The 15,024-nt window shown below is 32.9% G+C and carries 16 protein-coding genes and 2 pseudogenes; 5 read left to right on the top strand and 13 right to left on the bottom strand.

Annotation, left to right across the window (positions count from 1 at the left end):
- Positions 1–22: 22 nt before the first annotated feature.
- The 5 genes and pseudogenes from bluB to AC3WSK_RS06775 all read right to left on the bottom strand — a co-directional run.
- A complete protein-coding gene (gene bluB / locus AC3WSK_RS06795) occupies positions 23–664 on the bottom strand; it encodes a 5,6-dimethylbenzimidazole synthase (RefSeq protein ID WP_079562615.1) in 642 nt (213 codons plus the stop codon).
- 393 nt (positions 665–1,057) lie between these two features.
- Positions 1,058–1,192, bottom strand: a complete 135-nt coding sequence (locus tag AC3WSK_RS06790; protein ID WP_427483670.1) for a hypothetical protein — start codon at positions 1,190–1,192, stop codon at positions 1,058–1,060.
- Positions 1,193–1,482: 290 nt separating this feature from the next.
- Positions 1,483–2,121, bottom strand: a complete 639-nt coding sequence (locus tag AC3WSK_RS06785) for an HD domain-containing protein (protein WP_079562640.1) — start codon at positions 2,119–2,121, stop codon at positions 1,483–1,485.
- Positions 2,122–2,331: 210 nt separating this feature from the next.
- A pseudogene (gene scpC / locus AC3WSK_RS06780) lies at positions 2,332–3,660 on the bottom strand (succinyl-CoA:acetate CoA-transferase ScpC); the annotation flags it as partial.
- Positions 3,661–3,844: 184 nt separating this feature from the next.
- Positions 3,845–4,062 (bottom strand): annotated as a pseudogene (locus AC3WSK_RS06775) (Lrp/AsnC family transcriptional regulator); the annotation flags it as partial.
- Between the two features lie 281 nt (positions 4,063–4,343).
- Between AC3WSK_RS06775 and AC3WSK_RS06770 the strand changes: the two are divergent.
- Positions 4,344–4,991 carry an MOSC domain-containing protein gene (locus AC3WSK_RS06770; RefSeq protein WP_079562612.1) on the top strand — a complete coding sequence of 216 codons (648 nt, stop codon included), beginning with the start codon at positions 4,344–4,346 and terminating at the stop codon, positions 4,989–4,991.
- 1,251 nt (positions 4,992–6,242) lie between these two features.
- Here the strand turns inward: AC3WSK_RS06770 and AC3WSK_RS06765 are convergent.
- The 5 genes from AC3WSK_RS06765 to AC3WSK_RS06745 form a co-directional block, all read right to left on the bottom strand.
- Positions 6,243–6,818 (bottom strand): hypothetical protein, encoded by a 576-nt coding sequence (locus AC3WSK_RS06765; RefSeq protein ID WP_492413244.1) that lies wholly within the window; start codon positions 6,816–6,818, stop codon positions 6,243–6,245.
- Positions 6,819–6,842: 24 nt separating this feature from the next.
- Entirely contained in the window at positions 6,843–7,049 is a 207-nt protein-coding gene (locus tag AC3WSK_RS06760; protein ID WP_079562610.1) for a hypothetical protein, read from the bottom strand.
- A gap of 433 nt (positions 7,050–7,482) precedes the next feature.
- Positions 7,483–7,977 (bottom strand): hypothetical protein, encoded by a 495-nt coding sequence (locus AC3WSK_RS06755; protein WP_492413242.1) that lies wholly within the window; start codon positions 7,975–7,977, stop codon positions 7,483–7,485.
- A 97-nt stretch (positions 7,978–8,074) separates the two neighbouring features.
- Positions 8,075–8,359, bottom strand: a complete 285-nt coding sequence (locus AC3WSK_RS06750; RefSeq protein WP_492413240.1) for a hypothetical protein — start codon at positions 8,357–8,359, stop codon at positions 8,075–8,077.
- 215 nt (positions 8,360–8,574) lie between these two features.
- Positions 8,575–8,829 (bottom strand): hypothetical protein, encoded by a 255-nt coding sequence (locus AC3WSK_RS06745; protein ID WP_079562606.1) that lies wholly within the window; start codon positions 8,827–8,829, stop codon positions 8,575–8,577.
- 630 nt (positions 8,830–9,459) lie between these two features.
- Between AC3WSK_RS06745 and AC3WSK_RS06740 the strand changes: the two genes are divergently transcribed.
- The 4 genes from AC3WSK_RS06740 (at position 9,460) to AC3WSK_RS06725 (ending at position 12,815) form a co-directional block, all read left to right on the top strand.
- Positions 9,460–10,152, top strand: coding sequence for a response regulator transcription factor (locus tag AC3WSK_RS06740; protein WP_492413238.1), 693 nt, complete (start codon positions 9,460–9,462; stop codon positions 10,150–10,152).
- A 79-nt stretch (positions 10,153–10,231) separates the two neighbouring features.
- The gene (locus AC3WSK_RS06735) at positions 10,232–11,155 is read left to right on the top strand and encodes an ATP-binding cassette domain-containing protein (RefSeq protein WP_492413236.1); all 924 of its coding nucleotides are present in this window, start codon (positions 10,232–10,234) and stop codon (positions 11,153–11,155) included.
- Positions 11,148–11,891 carry an ABC transporter permease gene (locus tag AC3WSK_RS06730; protein ID WP_079562604.1) on the top strand — a complete coding sequence of 248 codons (744 nt, stop codon included), beginning with the start codon at positions 11,148–11,150 and terminating at the stop codon, positions 11,889–11,891. The genes AC3WSK_RS06735 and AC3WSK_RS06730 overlap by 8 nt, the downstream gene beginning before the upstream one ends.
- 24 nt (positions 11,892–11,915) lie before the next feature.
- A complete protein-coding gene (locus AC3WSK_RS06725; protein WP_346426992.1) occupies positions 11,916–12,815 on the top strand; it encodes a sensor histidine kinase in 900 nt (299 codons plus the stop codon).
- 90 nt (positions 12,816–12,905) lie between these two features.
- Here the strand turns inward: AC3WSK_RS06725 and AC3WSK_RS06720 are convergent, their stop codons facing one another.
- The 3 genes from AC3WSK_RS06720 to AC3WSK_RS06710 form a co-directional block, all read right to left on the bottom strand.
- The gene (locus AC3WSK_RS06720; protein ID WP_492413233.1) at positions 12,906–13,232 is read right to left on the bottom strand and encodes a GNAT family N-acetyltransferase; all 327 of its coding nucleotides are present in this window, start codon (positions 13,230–13,232) and stop codon (positions 12,906–12,908) included.
- 58 nt (positions 13,233–13,290) lie between these two features.
- On the bottom strand, positions 13,291–14,643 hold the full coding sequence (locus AC3WSK_RS06715; protein ID WP_492413232.1) for an NAD(P)-binding domain-containing protein: 1,353 nt from the start codon (positions 14,641–14,643) through the stop codon (positions 13,291–13,293).
- Positions 14,644–14,751: 108 nt separating this feature from the next.
- Positions 14,752–14,973: a hypothetical protein gene (locus AC3WSK_RS06710; protein ID WP_079562601.1), complete on the bottom strand. Its 222-nt coding sequence runs from the start codon at positions 14,971–14,973 to the stop codon at positions 14,752–14,754.
- Between the last annotated feature and the right edge of the window lie 51 nt (positions 14,974–15,024).

The following is a 15,024-nucleotide window of genomic DNA, read 5'->3' as shown; positions in this document are numbered from 1 at the left end:
ACCCTGATAGATTATTAAGTCTTTAGTTTTGTCCCCATTTATTTTCGAAAATAAGATGTTCTAAAGAACGTCTTTTTTCCCAATTAGCTAACTCTAAAATGGGCTTTTCTGGGTAATTTTCAGTATAACCGATTGATATAAGAGCAATGGGATCGATGTGTGGTGGTATTTCTAAAATGTCTCTAATATCATTCTTTTTATAAAAACTTACCCACCCCATCGCAAGCCCTTCAGCACAAGCTGCTAACCACATATTTTGAATAGCACAGGCTGTTGATAAAATATCTGTTTCAGGAATTGAATTTCGTCCTAATACATGGGAACCTCCTCTTGTAGGGTCACATGTAACACAAATAGTCATAGGAGCTTCTTTTAAACCCTCAATTTTTAAATCAAGGAATTTCATTTTTTTCTCCCCATCATAATGAATAGCTAATGCTCGGCTTTCTTTTTCTGCTGCCCAAGCCAATTTTTCTTTAATTTTGTCAGTGGAAATCAAAATAAAGTTCCAAGGTTGCATAAATCCTACTGAAGGTGCATGATGAGCTGCATTTAATATTCTATGTATAATGTTTTCAGGGATAGGAGTTGATAAAAAACTTCGAATATCTCTCCTATTATAAATAACTTTATAAATAGACTCTCTTTCTTCATTAGAAAACATAAATTTCTCCCCTTTTCTTTTCAAAAATGTTTATTTTTAATATTAACTGATTTTTCATTATTCTGCCACGTAAGTTGAAGTAAAAATGCACCAAAAAGCGTGGTTTGGGTATGTTTGTCCTTATCGCTGTATCCGCATAAATCTGACTCCACCTCTCCTTACTTCGGATTAACATTCGTCAAATCGATTACCACATTTCCGTTCAGTTTCATATAGACAACTTTAAATATAATATTCGTGTTTTATTTAATTCTTGATGTGTTCAGCCGATGGACAAATAGCACTTCTATCTCTTAAACACGAATGTTTCAGAACAAATGGTGCAATATAATTCGTTTATTATATTTTGTTAGGATTATTTACGGACAATTAGCTCTAACAATATAATTCACTTCAATTTACACTTTCCGCAGCGGCTTTTTTCGCTAGTCTTGTGATTTCTTTAACAATGTCGATTAGCGTTACGCCCTTTGCAAACTGTGTTTGTTTGCTATTTGGAAATTGAATTGGTTCTTTTTGGGTTGACATAATAACTCTCCTTTTTTTGTTTTCATTTTGGGAAATTAAAAACTATATTTGTCTACTGAGAATATTCAATAATCTAAGATATTGATAAATCTCAATCATTGAATAATCTAAAAAGACGCTTTCCATGTTTCCATGAAAGCGCCCGATTGTTGAACAGTCGTCATCTACCTAAATTTCTTTTACTCCTTTAGTGGTCAGAAAAATACGGGTTTACAACGTTTAAAAATTCAAAGAATAACCCTATACAAATGTTCAAACTTTCTACCTCGTTACGCTGCTATTGCGGTTTCTTATTCTGACCATGGTGAATGTAAGATACAATGACAGAAATTCTTATTTTTATATTCCGGTCTAAAATGTTGAACAATATCTTCTTTCATATTACCAAAAGTAGTTTCTGGCTTATGCTTAAAGCCTCCATAAAACGCTGGAATAATTTCCTGTTTGAAATTGTTACGAGGGAAGGCTTTTATAATTTCTTCACGTAGGTGCGCAGGAAATTGTTCAAATCCATCCCCCATCACATCTAAGCCAACACCTGAAAAGAGTAATCCTACTTCAGTCTCTTTATGTTCTGCAATGCCAGGTGTAGTGTGTAATGCGATCGAATCCCATACTAGACGAATCGATTCATCTGGAATTTGATACTGCTGTAGGAAGCTTCTTGCTGCATTTGCACCGTCCACTTCAAATCGTAAATCTGGGCTACTAAATTTTTCTGTTAAGCCTAAATCATGGAATAATGCACTAACATACAGCAACTCTAAATCATAATTCTGTTTAGCATTTTTTCCGTTGACTGCACCAAATAAAAACACACGATTCGAATGATTCCACAACAAGTCATTTCCATGCTCACGTAAAATATCTACTGCATCTTTCGCCAATTGAGAATCTGGAATTTTAATGCCTGCTATTTCTTGAAACATCATAAAAAAAACCCCTTTACAATTTGATAGTTCTTTATGAACTTATCTTCAGTGTAAAGAGAATTTTATCATTCGTCTATTGTATCATTTCTATGATAATGATAGATAAAATCTATAATGAAGCACTTAAAAATTATTTAAATTTGGATTTCAGAAAAAAATATAAAAAGGGCTACATATTACATATGCACCCCTTTTTAGTCTCATAAATTATTTTTTTATCTTTTCTTTCTCAATTAACATCGTACCTTTTTCTTTTAAGCTTGTATGGAAAGAAAAAGCTTTCTCAAGAATATGTGGTGTATGCCCACCCACTTTTTCTTTTGCTTCTTCAAAGTAAGCACGTAATTGTGGTCTATACTTAGGATGTGCGATTTCGATAAGCTTTTCTGCTCTCTTCACCGGTGGAAGTTCACGAAGATCAGCATATCCCTGCTCTGTCACAATTACATCTACATCATGCTCTGTATGGTCGATATGTGATACGAAAGGAACGATTGTTGAGATAGCTCCATTTTTTGCTAGGGAAGACGTTACAAAGATTGTAATTCTAGCATTACGAGCAAAGTCACCAGATCCACCAATTCCATTCATCACTTTTGTTCCGCTAACGTGAGTTGAATTTACGTTTCCGTAAATATCTACTTCAATCGCAGTGTTAAATGAAATAACGCCTAAACGACGAATAATTTCTGGATGATTAGAAATTTCCTGAGGTCTGAACAAAACTTTCCCTTTGTATTTTTCTAAATCTTCAGCTAGTGAATCAACACGCTTCTTCGAAAGTGAGAACGAAGTACCAGCTGCAAATTTAACTACACCAGCATCGATCAAGTCAAAGATACCATCTTGTAATACTTCTGAAAAAACTTCGATATCTTTAAACTGAGAATGTTTCATACCATTTAAAACTGCATTAGCAACAGACCCTACCCCAGACTGTAATGGAGCTAATGATTCTGTCAATTTTCCAGCTTCTACTTCACCAGCTAAGAATTCTAATAAGTTATTTGCAATTTGCTGTGTTTCTTCATTTGGCTCAAATAACGGTGAAGGAATATCAGGCTGTTCTGATAATATAATTCCTTTTACTTTATCTGGATTAACTTTGATTCCAATTTCTCCAATTCGATCTGAAACTTTGTACAGTGGAATCTCTCTACGCTCACCTTGATTCTTTGGTACAAAGATATCATGAAGGCCTTCGTACGCTTTAGGAGCAGTAGTGTTAAGTTCAATGATAACGTTATCAGCTTGTTCCACAAAGATGGGTGAATTCCCCACAGAACCAGTTGGAATAATATAACCTTCTTCAGTGATCGCAGCTGCTTCGATAATTGCATAATCAATGTTTCCTAATGACCCTTTTCTTACTTCTTCTGCTGTATGTGATACATGTTGGTCAATATAGTATATCTCACCTGCATTGATTTTCCCACGCATTACAGGGTTAGCTTGGTAAGGAACACGTAAATTAATGATGTCAGCTTCAGCCATTGATTGGTCAGCAGTTGGCCCTAATGAAGCCCCGGTATATAGATATTAAAAAATACTCTAAATGCCGTAATTCCATACTACTTCAATCCTTTTTAATGAAATTTTTATTACTTTTGTTAATCAGATAATTTAGTTATTAAGTTATTAAGTTATTAAGTTATTAAGTTATTAAGTTATTAAGTTATTAAGTTATTAAGTTATTAAGTTATTGTATTTTAAAGTAATAATCCTTTGATGTAAACAATATTAGTGCAGAAATTGGACGGTTTAGCTTTTTAGAGAAACATGTGCATGGTAACCTTCAATAATTTGTTGCTCCTCTAACTTCCATACTTGCTCAGTTACTGACGGAGAAGATAAGTGAACGGCTTTCCCTAAATCCTTCATTGAAATTTTTGCATTTGACTGTAATAATCCCACGATATTTTTATCAATTTGGTCCATAAATTATACGACCTTTTTTTATAAAATAGAATACCCTAAATTCTTTATATAATAAATACAAACAATCAAATATCCTTATTAAACTTATTTATTAGCCTTCTATATTTGTATAAAATGAGGATATCAGGAGGCGATTTGGGATATGAAAAAAGATTTTTATGAACTTCAACAAAGGGATGCTTTAATGGCATAAGGACACAGAAGTGAACAAAATTTTTTATAAAAACAAGAGTATTTCAAAACTACAACAATATTGAAAACAGTATTAAAGGAGAACATATATGGGAATTGAACTTGTTCATTTTAGCATTGGTAAACCGAAACCAATGAAATATGCAGTAAATAAAGAAATGACAACAGGTATCTGTAAAGAACTTGCTGAAGAGGTTTTCCTATCAAAAGATGGATTTCTGGGAGACGGTGTAGCTGACCTAAGGTTCCATGGTGGGCCTGATCGAGCAGTTTGCGTCTATCCTTATGAACATTACGCACAGTGGGAACAAGAATTTCAAACGAAGCTCCCTCCATCTACATTTGGTGAAAACATTACTGTAACAAATATGTTAGAATGTGATGTATTCATCGGGGATACATATCAATTAGGAGAGGCCATTATTCAAGTTACACAAAGCCGAATCCCATGCAGTACCATTTCAAAAAGACTTGGCATTCCTGGGATTTTACCTCGCATTGTAGCGACCGGTTATACTGGTTATTTATGTCGCGTTCTTGAAGAAGGTATCGTTCGTAAAGATTCACAAATAAAACTGCTAGAACGTCATCCTGACTCAGTTTCTATTCTATTTTCTAACGAAGTATATTTTCATAGACGGAAGGATATTGAGGCAATGGAGAAAATTGTAGCTGTTCCAGAACTAGCAGAGGATTGGCGTGAACCGTTAACAAGTCGTTTAGCAAAATTAAAATAATGTATCTAGGGTTCCCATTCGCTTTTTAACGAAAAAATACGAACAAACAAAAAGATGGGGTCCCGACACATAATCATTTTTAGGAGTATCTTTCCCGATGTTCAACTAAATATCCTGATTTATGCCACAATCCCTATATAGAAATTTGGATAAGGAGCAGTACCACTTATTCCAAATTTCTAGCCCAACCCAAGGAAAGAAAGCGCAACGATTAATAGGATTATAGAATCGATCGGTGCGAATGCCGCTAATAAGCCAGCAAATAATAAATTCACTCCGAAAGCCATACTTTAATTACTGAATTTTTACATTAATAATAACGCTGTGAGAGCAATCGAGATTCAGTAACACGTACCCTTGCCCATCTCGATTGCTCTCACAGCGCACAATAAAAGTATTCCGTGTTTCTTGATTTTACATAATATAGGATGAGCACCTCCTGTTCTACAACTTTAGACTACAGCTTTTCCTTATCCCTTCAATATTTGTATGTATTAAATATCTCATTAGTAATTTTTTCCTTTTATCTTCTATTAGATTTTGCAAGATCATACTCAACTCTTTTTTTCAAAATACTTATTATCGAAGCTTAGAGTGTCAAATTTAAAGATACGACTTGGTGTCTTTTTCCAAGCCCTCAGTAATCTTTTCTAACGTCTGAATGGTAATCTTCCTATCCCCTATTTCAACCCCAGACAAATACGAAGTTTGCTGTCAGCATTTTTCAGCTAATTCAATTTCCGTATTCGATGTTGCTACTAACTAATTTGACTAAACTATCCACAAAATAATTTCATAATAATAAAAAAGTTGATAAGGAAAAATACTCCGTATCACCTTTTTATCCTTTGTTAAGATATAGTATCAACTAGCTTAGTTTGTTCGCTCTTATGAATATTGGACAAATCTACATTAAATGATAATTAGCATTATTTAAACGAATAATCCCCTTGTGAAGGATAAATTATTGGAACCATCCGATAATTAGAAAGTTGTGACCAAGGTATTTATATTATGTAAACTAAAATCATTTGGCTTGAGGGAGGGCTTATACGCCAACACCCCATAATTGTAAAAGAACACCAAGTACGCACATTCGCAATTTATTCGTAATTTCGAAAAAAACGGGACACAAAGTTTACACAGTTAGTCATTCCGACTTTTTTATAATGTGTGTTGTTAAAAGTAAAAAATGATGAACATCGAGAATTTGATGTTCATCATTTTCTTTAACTATTTTTTAAAACCTATTTAACCGTTATTATCTTCATACTTTGTACCTTCTGGAAAAGTATTGGACATTTCTTTAGCATTTTTGAAGTTAGAGTCATTTGACAAGATAAGCAAATTTTCGCAATCGTGTCCTATGCAAAAAATATTTTGACCATCTAGCATGCGAATTTGTTTACTATTTGAGTTATTCTTCTCAAAGAATATATTTTTTTGCGTGACCCACAATACTAGATCCCCTGCACATGATATTGGTATGACTAAAGAAAACAACTGTTTCAATTTGCCTTCATTTACAACTTCTATAATTTTATACTTTCCTTCTAAATCATAGTTTTTAGGATTAAATGCATATTGAACACAAAATGAATTGAATTCTTTTTTCATGTAATCTTCAACTTCAATGAAAAAGTACAGTGGAAATCCATTTATCTTTTTAATCCAAGAAGGAAACCAATTCTCATTACATTCAGGTATATAAAGCCCAGAAATATCAATAAGAAATTGAGGTAATTCTTTGATAGCAAAAGGCATCTTTTCTAAATAATCTTGGACATTCTCACAATCAATATTTACATACTCAAAGTAAAACCCCATAATTAACTCCTTTATATTTTCCTTTTACCATACCCACATATATTTCTTTTCACCAGTAAATGTATATCCTTTTATATACTGACCATTCCATCTGAAAACATAGTGAACATTAGGATTCCCTAAATGATAATGCCAAGCTTTTTCTTTAACAGTTTTTTTCCCATTTTTGAAAGTAACTATTGCATATTCAAATGAAAAAATTCTTCTATCTCCTGGACCACTTTTCTTCACAATAGATACTAAATTACCCTGACCAAATCTTATTGTATATTGTTTACTAAAATTTTAAAAATACTTGTTTATATTGCTACTTACAATATAATTTAATACTTTCATTAATTTTCGTGTTTTTTAGCTAGGTATTAGAAATATATAATACAGAATCTTTTTCAATATAATAATTTGCTGTTATTTTTTGTTTACTACCATTCTCAACATATATTATTTCTAACTGATTGTCTTTTGAAAAATTAGCAGTTTTTAAACCCTTACCAAACAAAAGCGAAGCATGTAGTATTGTAACAAAAGCTACACAATCGTTGAACCGGATGCCTCCTAATCCAACAGATAATTCTTTCCTATCTTGACGCTGCAAATTCTAAAAAACAAATGGGCTGCGTCTGCTTTCGTGTTGTCTTTATTCCGAAATTGAAGAGTTTTATTTTCATGGGAGTTTAAAAGACATTCCTGCTTCTTTTAATGCAAGATCATAAACCTCACCGTTTAATCTTTGAACATCAGTCTCCAGCAATTCTTTTCTAATCGTACTAAATAGGTCACTTGTAATGTGAGGAAATTCATTTTCCCAAACCTCTCTTTTATTCAGTTTGTTTAGCGATTCAATGATAATAAGATAAATGTTCGGGTATTGCTTCTTTATGTCGGAAGAATATTTTAAAAACTCTTTAAGGTACTTATCAAAATGATGACAGTCGCATTCTTCAACACCTGTATAGAATGGAAATCCACTTTCGTCTTCCCACTCTAAGAGAAGTCCCCAAAAAGCAGTAAGTGAACCTGCTCTATATCTGAAATTATCGTCATTAAAATGTTTATAATAGGGATAAAATAATTTGCCACACCAGTCTAAGTCTATTATCCCACCCATGCTTATCATATCATTATGTAACAGGACCAGTTTTTCATTAATTGAACTCATTGATAGACCTCCTTTAGAACACGATTAAGAATAGCTTTTAAACAGTTTATTTTTTTTTCCATATTAAAGTAGCCTGCCCCGTTAGCGAAAATAATTATTATTTTACTGTCCAAATTTTATAGATGATTTGTCCATTTATTTCTGTTTTTCCTGTACAGACACCGATTTGCAAGTTGTTATAAACAGCCCATTGAGGAAAAAGGGATGCTAAATATTTAATTACCTTTTCATCAGGTGTTGCATATCCTACATTATTTTTATCACTTAAATAGGCAACAAAATCTGGATATAATGCTTCTGTCCATTCTTTAACTTCAAACTCCGAATCAAAAATACGGTTATCCTCTTTATAGCTTCCATTTATCCACTTAACATTCCCCATTGAATTCACCTCATTTCCATTTTTTTACAACTATTGTTATATTCTTATGCTAACCTACTCTGTTAGCATAAGAAGAAATTGCTCTAATTGAACAATCGAACTCCGTTAGCTTAATAAGGATTATTCATTTATTTTGTAGAGGAAAACTTTTGAGAGAAATTATCTCTCAGGACTTTAGCCAATACTAACTAAACGCTTGCTAATTTTTACTGACTCTAAATATTTAATTTCTTAATATTTTTCAATTGCTTTTCAAGAGACCAATTTTTTGGTTTTTTACTCTTATCTACCCATGTAGCCCCTCTTTTAATCCATTTATCTAGATATTCTTCAAAAGTTAAACCTTGATCTAAATCATCATATCCAGATTGGAAACCACAACAATCGCAAATTACAAAGTTTGGTGCATCATCTTCTAAATACTGCGGCCATTCTAATTTATCAAAACCACAAACTTTACATGTAAACATTTTTTTCACCAACTCACTTTAAATTTTGAAAATATTTAAAACCATTTTTGGGTTTATAGAAAGATCCGATTTCTTTACTATTATGAAAAATAACTAAATCATTAGTTGAGTGTCTATAAGTGGCTACTCTTCCACCCGAAATCGCTCATGGTCGATAATTTGGATTTCATGCTAAATGATGAATTTCCTCAAACTATTTATTACTTTCTTTATTTTAGGCTTTTTTTGAGCTAACTTGCTCTGTTAGTAAAAAAACTTCCTCACTTGTTGGAGAAACGCCACCGTTCCTATTTCATTCCATAGAATACTTTACCTATCAAATCTTAACAATGTATTGCCTTATTTTATATATGTAATTTCTTCCTACAATAAGAAAAGAGAGCTGTCAAAGCAGCTCAATGGTCTTCAAGTAAAGCCCCTGGTACTCCCCCGAAAGAAGCTTTTATTGAATGGGCTTGTTGATAGTACGAACGTATCTTCTCTTCAATAAAAAAAATTATTCATCATGCATTGTGCCTTCAATGATTTTAAGAGTAATTTACAGACAAATTGGGTTAAAATAATATGTTTGATTATGAATGATTTATTAAGTAATATAATCAAGCCTCATAGTTAAAGGAGTTGATGGTGGTGGCACAATTAATCAACATATTAGTTGTTGAAGACGACAATGATATAAATCAATTATTATGTAGGATCGTTGAAAAAAGTGGATATGCTTCACAGCCAGCTTTCTCAGGAACAGAAGCCATGATTTACTTGGAGAAGCAAGATTGGGATATGGTATTACTCGATCTAATGCTTCCTGGTATGAATGGAGAAGAAATACTGTCAAAAATAGCTGAACAAAGTAACACTCCAGTCCTTATTATCTCAGCAAAACTGGAGCAGCAAGCTAAAATTGATGCTTTAAGATCGGGGGCAGATGACTATATTACGAAACCATTTGATATAGATGAAGTATCAGCGAGAATTGACTCTCATTTGAGAAGATATCGACGTTTGCAGGAACTTCCGATGAAAAAAGAATTAAGGTGCAAAAACATAGTGATTGATACAGAAGCTAAAAAAGTAGTTGTTGAGGGGAAATCACTCGCTTTTACAGCTCGTGAATACAATATTTTAGTCCTTCTTATGTCATCACCTAACAAAATTTTCACGAAAGAGAACTTGTTTGAAAATGTTTGGAATGAAGCATTTTATGGTGATGATAATACCATTAATGTTCATATGAGCAATTTAAGAAGTAAGCTCTCTAAGGCTAGCCCCGGTGTTGAATATATTGAAACAATCTGGGGAATGGGCTACCGTCTTAAATCTTAAGGTTTTCTTTAGATTTAACTTAAGCTTCTCTTATGTTCTTCTTACTATACTAAGTATATCAAGTAAGGGAGGTAAGTATATGAAAGATTGTGTACTTAAGACAAATCAATTATCAAAGCAATATAAACATCAAGTTGCTTTAAATAAAGTGAATCTATCGATTGAAAAAGGTTCTATTTACGGCTTTATTGGGCAGAATGGTGCTGGTAAATCCACGCTAACTCGTTTAGTGACTGGATTAGCAATGCCCACATCAGGTACTGTAGAGTTATTTGGAGAAACGGACGAAAGGAAGTTAATTCAAGCTAGAAAGCGTATCGGTGCTACGATTGAGCAACCTGCAATATATCCACATATGACAGCTGCTGAGAATTTGGAAGCACATAGACTTTTAAAAGGCGTCCCAGGTAAAGAATGTGTTCAAAAAACACTAGCACTTGTTGGTCTTCATGATACGGGGAAAAAGAAGGCGAAGAATTTTTCTTTAGGTATGAAACAAAGACTTATTCTTGCGATTGCTCTTTTAGGAGATCCAGAGTTTTTAATTCTAGATGAGCCCATTAATGGATTAGACCCTATGGGAGTTGTAGAAATAAGAGAGTTATTAAAAAAGCTCAATAGTGAAAAAGGCGTTACTATACTGATATCAAGTCATATTTTAAGTGAACTTCATTTGTTAGCTACTCATTATGGCTTCATTCATAAGGGAGAATTGATTGAGCAAATGACACTTCATCAGCTAGAAGATAAATGTCAGCAATATTTCCATATTAAAGTAGATAATACCGAAAAAGCTGCAACAATAATTGAAACTGTGCTTTCTACTAATGATTTCGAGGTCATGCCAGATGGTGTGATTAGACTATATAAGTATCTTGATCAACCAACCAAAGTTTCTACAGCATTAGTTAACGCAGGGTTAATCATTGAACAGTTTAAGTCAATGGGTCAAGATTTAGAAAGTTACTTTACAAAGCTTATTGGAGGAATTCAGCATGGGTAATCTATTAAAATCAGAACTATTTAAGTTAAAAAAGGATACATCGTTTAAAAAACTGACATTGGCATTGATGTTAATTGCTGCCCTTTTTCCTCTAATAGCGAGTATTTATGGAACAGAGCAAATTAGCGTTAATGAATTATTTCTAACTATCATTGGTAAGAACAATTACGTGTTAAAATTAATCCCATGTCTTTTAGCTGGTTATTTTATCGCTAGTGAATATTCTTTGGGTACTATGAAAAGTATTGCATCTTCGGGCAATAGCAGAATTAGAATTTATATCTCCAAATTAATGGTATTTTCATTTGGGGCAATCATTTTTTCAGTAATATTACCAATTGGTATGACAGGAACTGGGGCTATTCTTTCTCAATTTAACGATATGCCCGATTTAAAATACTTTGCTCAAATAATTATTTTTACTATGTTATATGCTGCAGCATTTGCATCAATAATGATGTTATTTGCAACAATGTTTACAGATAGTGGAAAAACGATTGGCTTGCTAATCTTAATATTCCTTCTATTTGATGGTGTAATGTTCATGTTAGCTAGTAAGATCACTTTATTTGAATATATTTATAATTATTCGGTATTTAAGTTATCATACGACTTCATTAATATAAATGCTTTGGAAAGCATTGAAGTATTTAAATTAGCGATAGTCCCGATTGTAACTTATGTGATATTTGGATTACTAGGAGTATTAGCATTCCAAAAGAAAGAAATTAAATAAATAATAAAAAGAAAGGCGAGTGAAATGATGATCTATATAGTAATTATATCTGTTATAGCTGTATTTTTTATCCTCATTCGCTTTTACTTATTGAAACTGGAACTAAAACGAGTTACTCGACAATTAAATCAGTTAAACAATAAAGTAATCTCAAAGAAAATAGATCTAACATTTTATGACAAAGATCTTGAGAATTTAGCAAAAAATATTAATGACCAAATTGATTTAACAAATGAAGCAATTTTTGAGAAATTAAGAACTGAAAATGAAATGAAGCAGGCAATTGCAAATATTTCGCATGATATTCGTACGCCAATGACGTCTATTTTAGGTTATATACAATTTTTAGAATCCGATGATATAGGTCTTGAGAAAAGGATAAAATACCAAAAGAACATTAAAAATGGAGCACTGAGATTGAAGGTTTTATTAGATGAGTTTTTTGAATTATCGACTATTGAATCAGCTGATTATCCATTAAAGGTGGAGAACCTCAAATTAAATAAACTGCTAGTTGAAGTGTTAATTGGTTTTTATGATGATTTCAATAAAGCACAGATCGAACCATCAATCCTTATTCCAGATGATGAAATTTATATTACAGGCGATTCATCAGCTGTTAAACGTGTAATAGAAAATTTAGTTTCCAATGCGATTAAACATTCGAGTGGCAATATTACTATTCAACTTGTTAAAAATTCGTCATCTGTTCAACTTAACATAATGAATCCTGCCAAAGAATTAAAAGAACAAGACCTCCCCCTTCTTTTTGACCGTTTTTATAAAGTTGATCAAACAAGAACAAAGAGAAGTACAGGTTTAGGATTGTATATTGCAAAAAGCCTCATGATAAAGATGGATGGAAATTTATCTGCAAAATTAAATGGAGATCAATTACTGATGAAATGTGAATGGAAAAATTGAATGCTATTTCTCTGGTGTGTTTCAAACTACTATTTAACGTTTAAAATCAAAGTGAATAAGATGATTTGAAGAATTTAACGAACAAAAAACTCACAAAATTTTTATCTGTATTTTGTGGTGCTGCAGCTTGGAGGCGATACTTTTCCCTTTACTCTTATTTGATATATAAACACTTACTTCCCCAACTCCAGAATATACAGTGCGTGTAGAGACAGGTGAGATGGCAATCCATCTAATCACTCTGTTATGTTCCTCTGCTACAAAGCGTAAAGTTGCATGATGTCTTTCATCCCATACTTGTTCACTCGGTACATATGTTTCAAACGTGGCCATCCCAGTATCGATTCCTTCTTTATAGATGTTTAATACCTCTTTTAAATCTTTGTGTTCCATTTTTCGAATAAGCAATGTTGCCATTCAATTTCCTCCTTATTATTTAGAAGAGGACTGCTAGCAATTGCTAACAGTCGAATAATTAACAACATGTATTGGATTGATTGGAAAGATTACTACTGCATACGCCTGTTTCTGGTAGCTCTAATTCCACACGTTGCGAAGCTTCCTCATCGCCTGCTAAATAGGCAGTTATTGATCGGACTTGTTCAAAACCTGTAGCCATTAAAAATGTTGGTGCGCGTCCATAACTTTTGGCTCCGACAATATAGAAACCTTTTTCCGGCTGTCTTAATATTTCTTCTCCATGCGCTCGTACTGTCCCACAGCTATGCATATTAGGATCAATGAGTGGTGCTAATGCTTGCACACTCTCTGTTACATTATCGATGGAAAGACGTAGTTCGCTGTTTATTGAAAAATCCGGTCGATTCCCTGCATTTACAATGAGTTCATCGAATCCTGTTAATACTGTTTGTTCTCCATTTGTAGTACCAACAATATTTATTTTTTCATCTTTTTTCACCATTGAAATATAAAATGGTGTCACTACTTCAATCTTACCTGCATCTACTAATTCATGAATACGTACACCTAGCGCTCCGCGTGCTTTCAAGGCATCTTTTTCTTCCCCACCATATACTTCCTCAACAGATTTTTTACGCATAATCCAAACAAGTTTCGTTGAAGGATTTTCTTTTTGTAATTCAACCAGAGATAATAAAGTATTGATAGCGGAATGACCGCCTCCAATAACCGCGATCTTCTTGTTAGCATATCTTTTAGTATTCGTATGAATATTTGGAATACCATACTCTATGCGACCTGCTAATATTTTTTCATTTTGAAGCCAAATACCTGTTGACTTTGCTGGGTTTGGGTTTCCCCAAGTACCTGTTGCATCAATAACAGCTTTAGCTTCAATGACATTTATGTCGTCTTCCGTTTCAATATATATAATAAAGGACTGATTTACACGATTTTTTGATTTCATCTTATCATTTAATTGACGTGAAACGCCCACTACTTTCGAGTTTAATTGAATGAAAGGTTTTATTTGTGCTAACGCTGCTAAAGGTTTTAAATAGAGATCAATTAATTCATGTCCAGTCGGTAATGTTTCTAAGTTAGGTTCTTGCCAATCCGTTTCCTCAAGTAAGGTTTTAGCAGCTTTATTGATGTTATATCGCCATGGAGAAAAAAGTGTAACATGACCCCAAGTGCGAATGTTATGAGCTATTTCACGCCCAGCCTCTAGTAATATAAAGGATTGATTTTGTTCCACTAAATGAGCAGCTGCAGCTAACCCGATTGGACCAGCACCAATTATTACAGTAGGTAAATTCGTATTTAAATCATTAAAAGCCTCTTGTGCTTTAATGTTATTAGTAGTACAGCAAGAATTATTTTGCTGAATTATATTAAATGTTTTCATAAATAAACCCTTCTTTTCTATAAAGTTTCAATATAAGCATTTCCTTATATACAGTTTATTTTTTACGTCTAGCATTAAGCTAGACGCAGTTATACTTATAACTTGGAATTAATATGCTTCAATCTCACACATTTTTTTCTCAATTTCTATTTTTGCTTTCTCGAATTGGCACCATGTTGAAGAACCATAGCGATCTTTATCCCCTTTAAAGAAGAAATCAAAAGCAAATGAATTGGCTTGAGCTACTGTATAATCTCTACTAGTAATAATAAGGGTCAAATAGGAAATGAAGTATTCTTTTGTTAACACACTGGCATGATTTACTGTCATGTTTTCATCCTCCTATTTATCAGCTTATGTAATTGCTGTGACAATGTATTT

The sequence above is a fragment of the Lysinibacillus sp. EB271-A1-10B genome (assembly GCF_058791335.1).
This window is presented reverse-complemented; position numbering and strand designations above follow the sequence as displayed.

Bases quoted from the DNA above. Each gene is read 5' to 3' on its own strand.
- AC3WSK_RS06755 (WP_492413242.1), bottom strand. From the start codon at position 7,977: ATGAGTTCAATTAATGAAAAACTGGTCCTGTTACATAATGATATGATA.
- AC3WSK_RS06770 (WP_079562612.1), top strand. From the start codon at position 4,344: ATGGGAATTGAACTTGTTCATTTTAGCATTGGTAAACCGAAACCAATG.
- AC3WSK_RS06745 (WP_079562606.1), bottom strand. From the start codon at position 8,829: ATGTTTACATGTAAAGTTTGTGGTTTTGATAAATTAGAATGGCCGCAG.
- AC3WSK_RS06710 (WP_079562601.1), bottom strand. From the start codon at position 14,973: ATGACAGTAAATCATGCCAGTGTGTTAACAAAAGAATACTTCATTTCC.
- AC3WSK_RS06750 (WP_492413240.1), bottom strand. From the start codon at position 8,359: ATGGGGAATGTTAAGTGGATAAATGGAAGCTATAAAGAGGATAACCGT.
- AC3WSK_RS06735 (WP_492413236.1), top strand. From the start codon at position 10,232: ATGAAAGATTGTGTACTTAAGACAAATCAATTATCAAAGCAATATAAA.
- AC3WSK_RS06715 (WP_492413232.1), bottom strand. From the start codon at position 14,643: ATGAAAACATTTAATATAATTCAGCAAAATAATTCTTGCTGTACTACT.
- bluB (WP_079562615.1), bottom strand. From the start codon at position 664: ATGTTTTCTAATGAAGAAAGAGAGTCTATTTATAAAGTTATTTATAAT.
- AC3WSK_RS06725 (WP_346426992.1), top strand. From the start codon at position 11,916: ATGATGATCTATATAGTAATTATATCTGTTATAGCTGTATTTTTTATC.
- AC3WSK_RS06765 (WP_492413244.1), bottom strand. From the start codon at position 6,818: ATGGGGTTTTACTTTGAGTATGTAAATATTGATTGTGAGAATGTCCAA.
- AC3WSK_RS06720 (WP_492413233.1), bottom strand. From the start codon at position 13,232: ATGGCAACATTGCTTATTCGAAAAATGGAACACAAAGATTTAAAAGAG.
- AC3WSK_RS06785 (WP_079562640.1), bottom strand. From the start codon at position 2,121: ATGTTTCAAGAAATAGCAGGCATTAAAATTCCAGATTCTCAATTGGCG.
- AC3WSK_RS06730 (WP_079562604.1), top strand. From the start codon at position 11,148: ATGGGTAATCTATTAAAATCAGAACTATTTAAGTTAAAAAAGGATACA.
- AC3WSK_RS06790 (WP_427483670.1), bottom strand. From the start codon at position 1,192: ATGTCAACCCAAAAAGAACCAATTCAATTTCCAAATAGCAAACAAACA.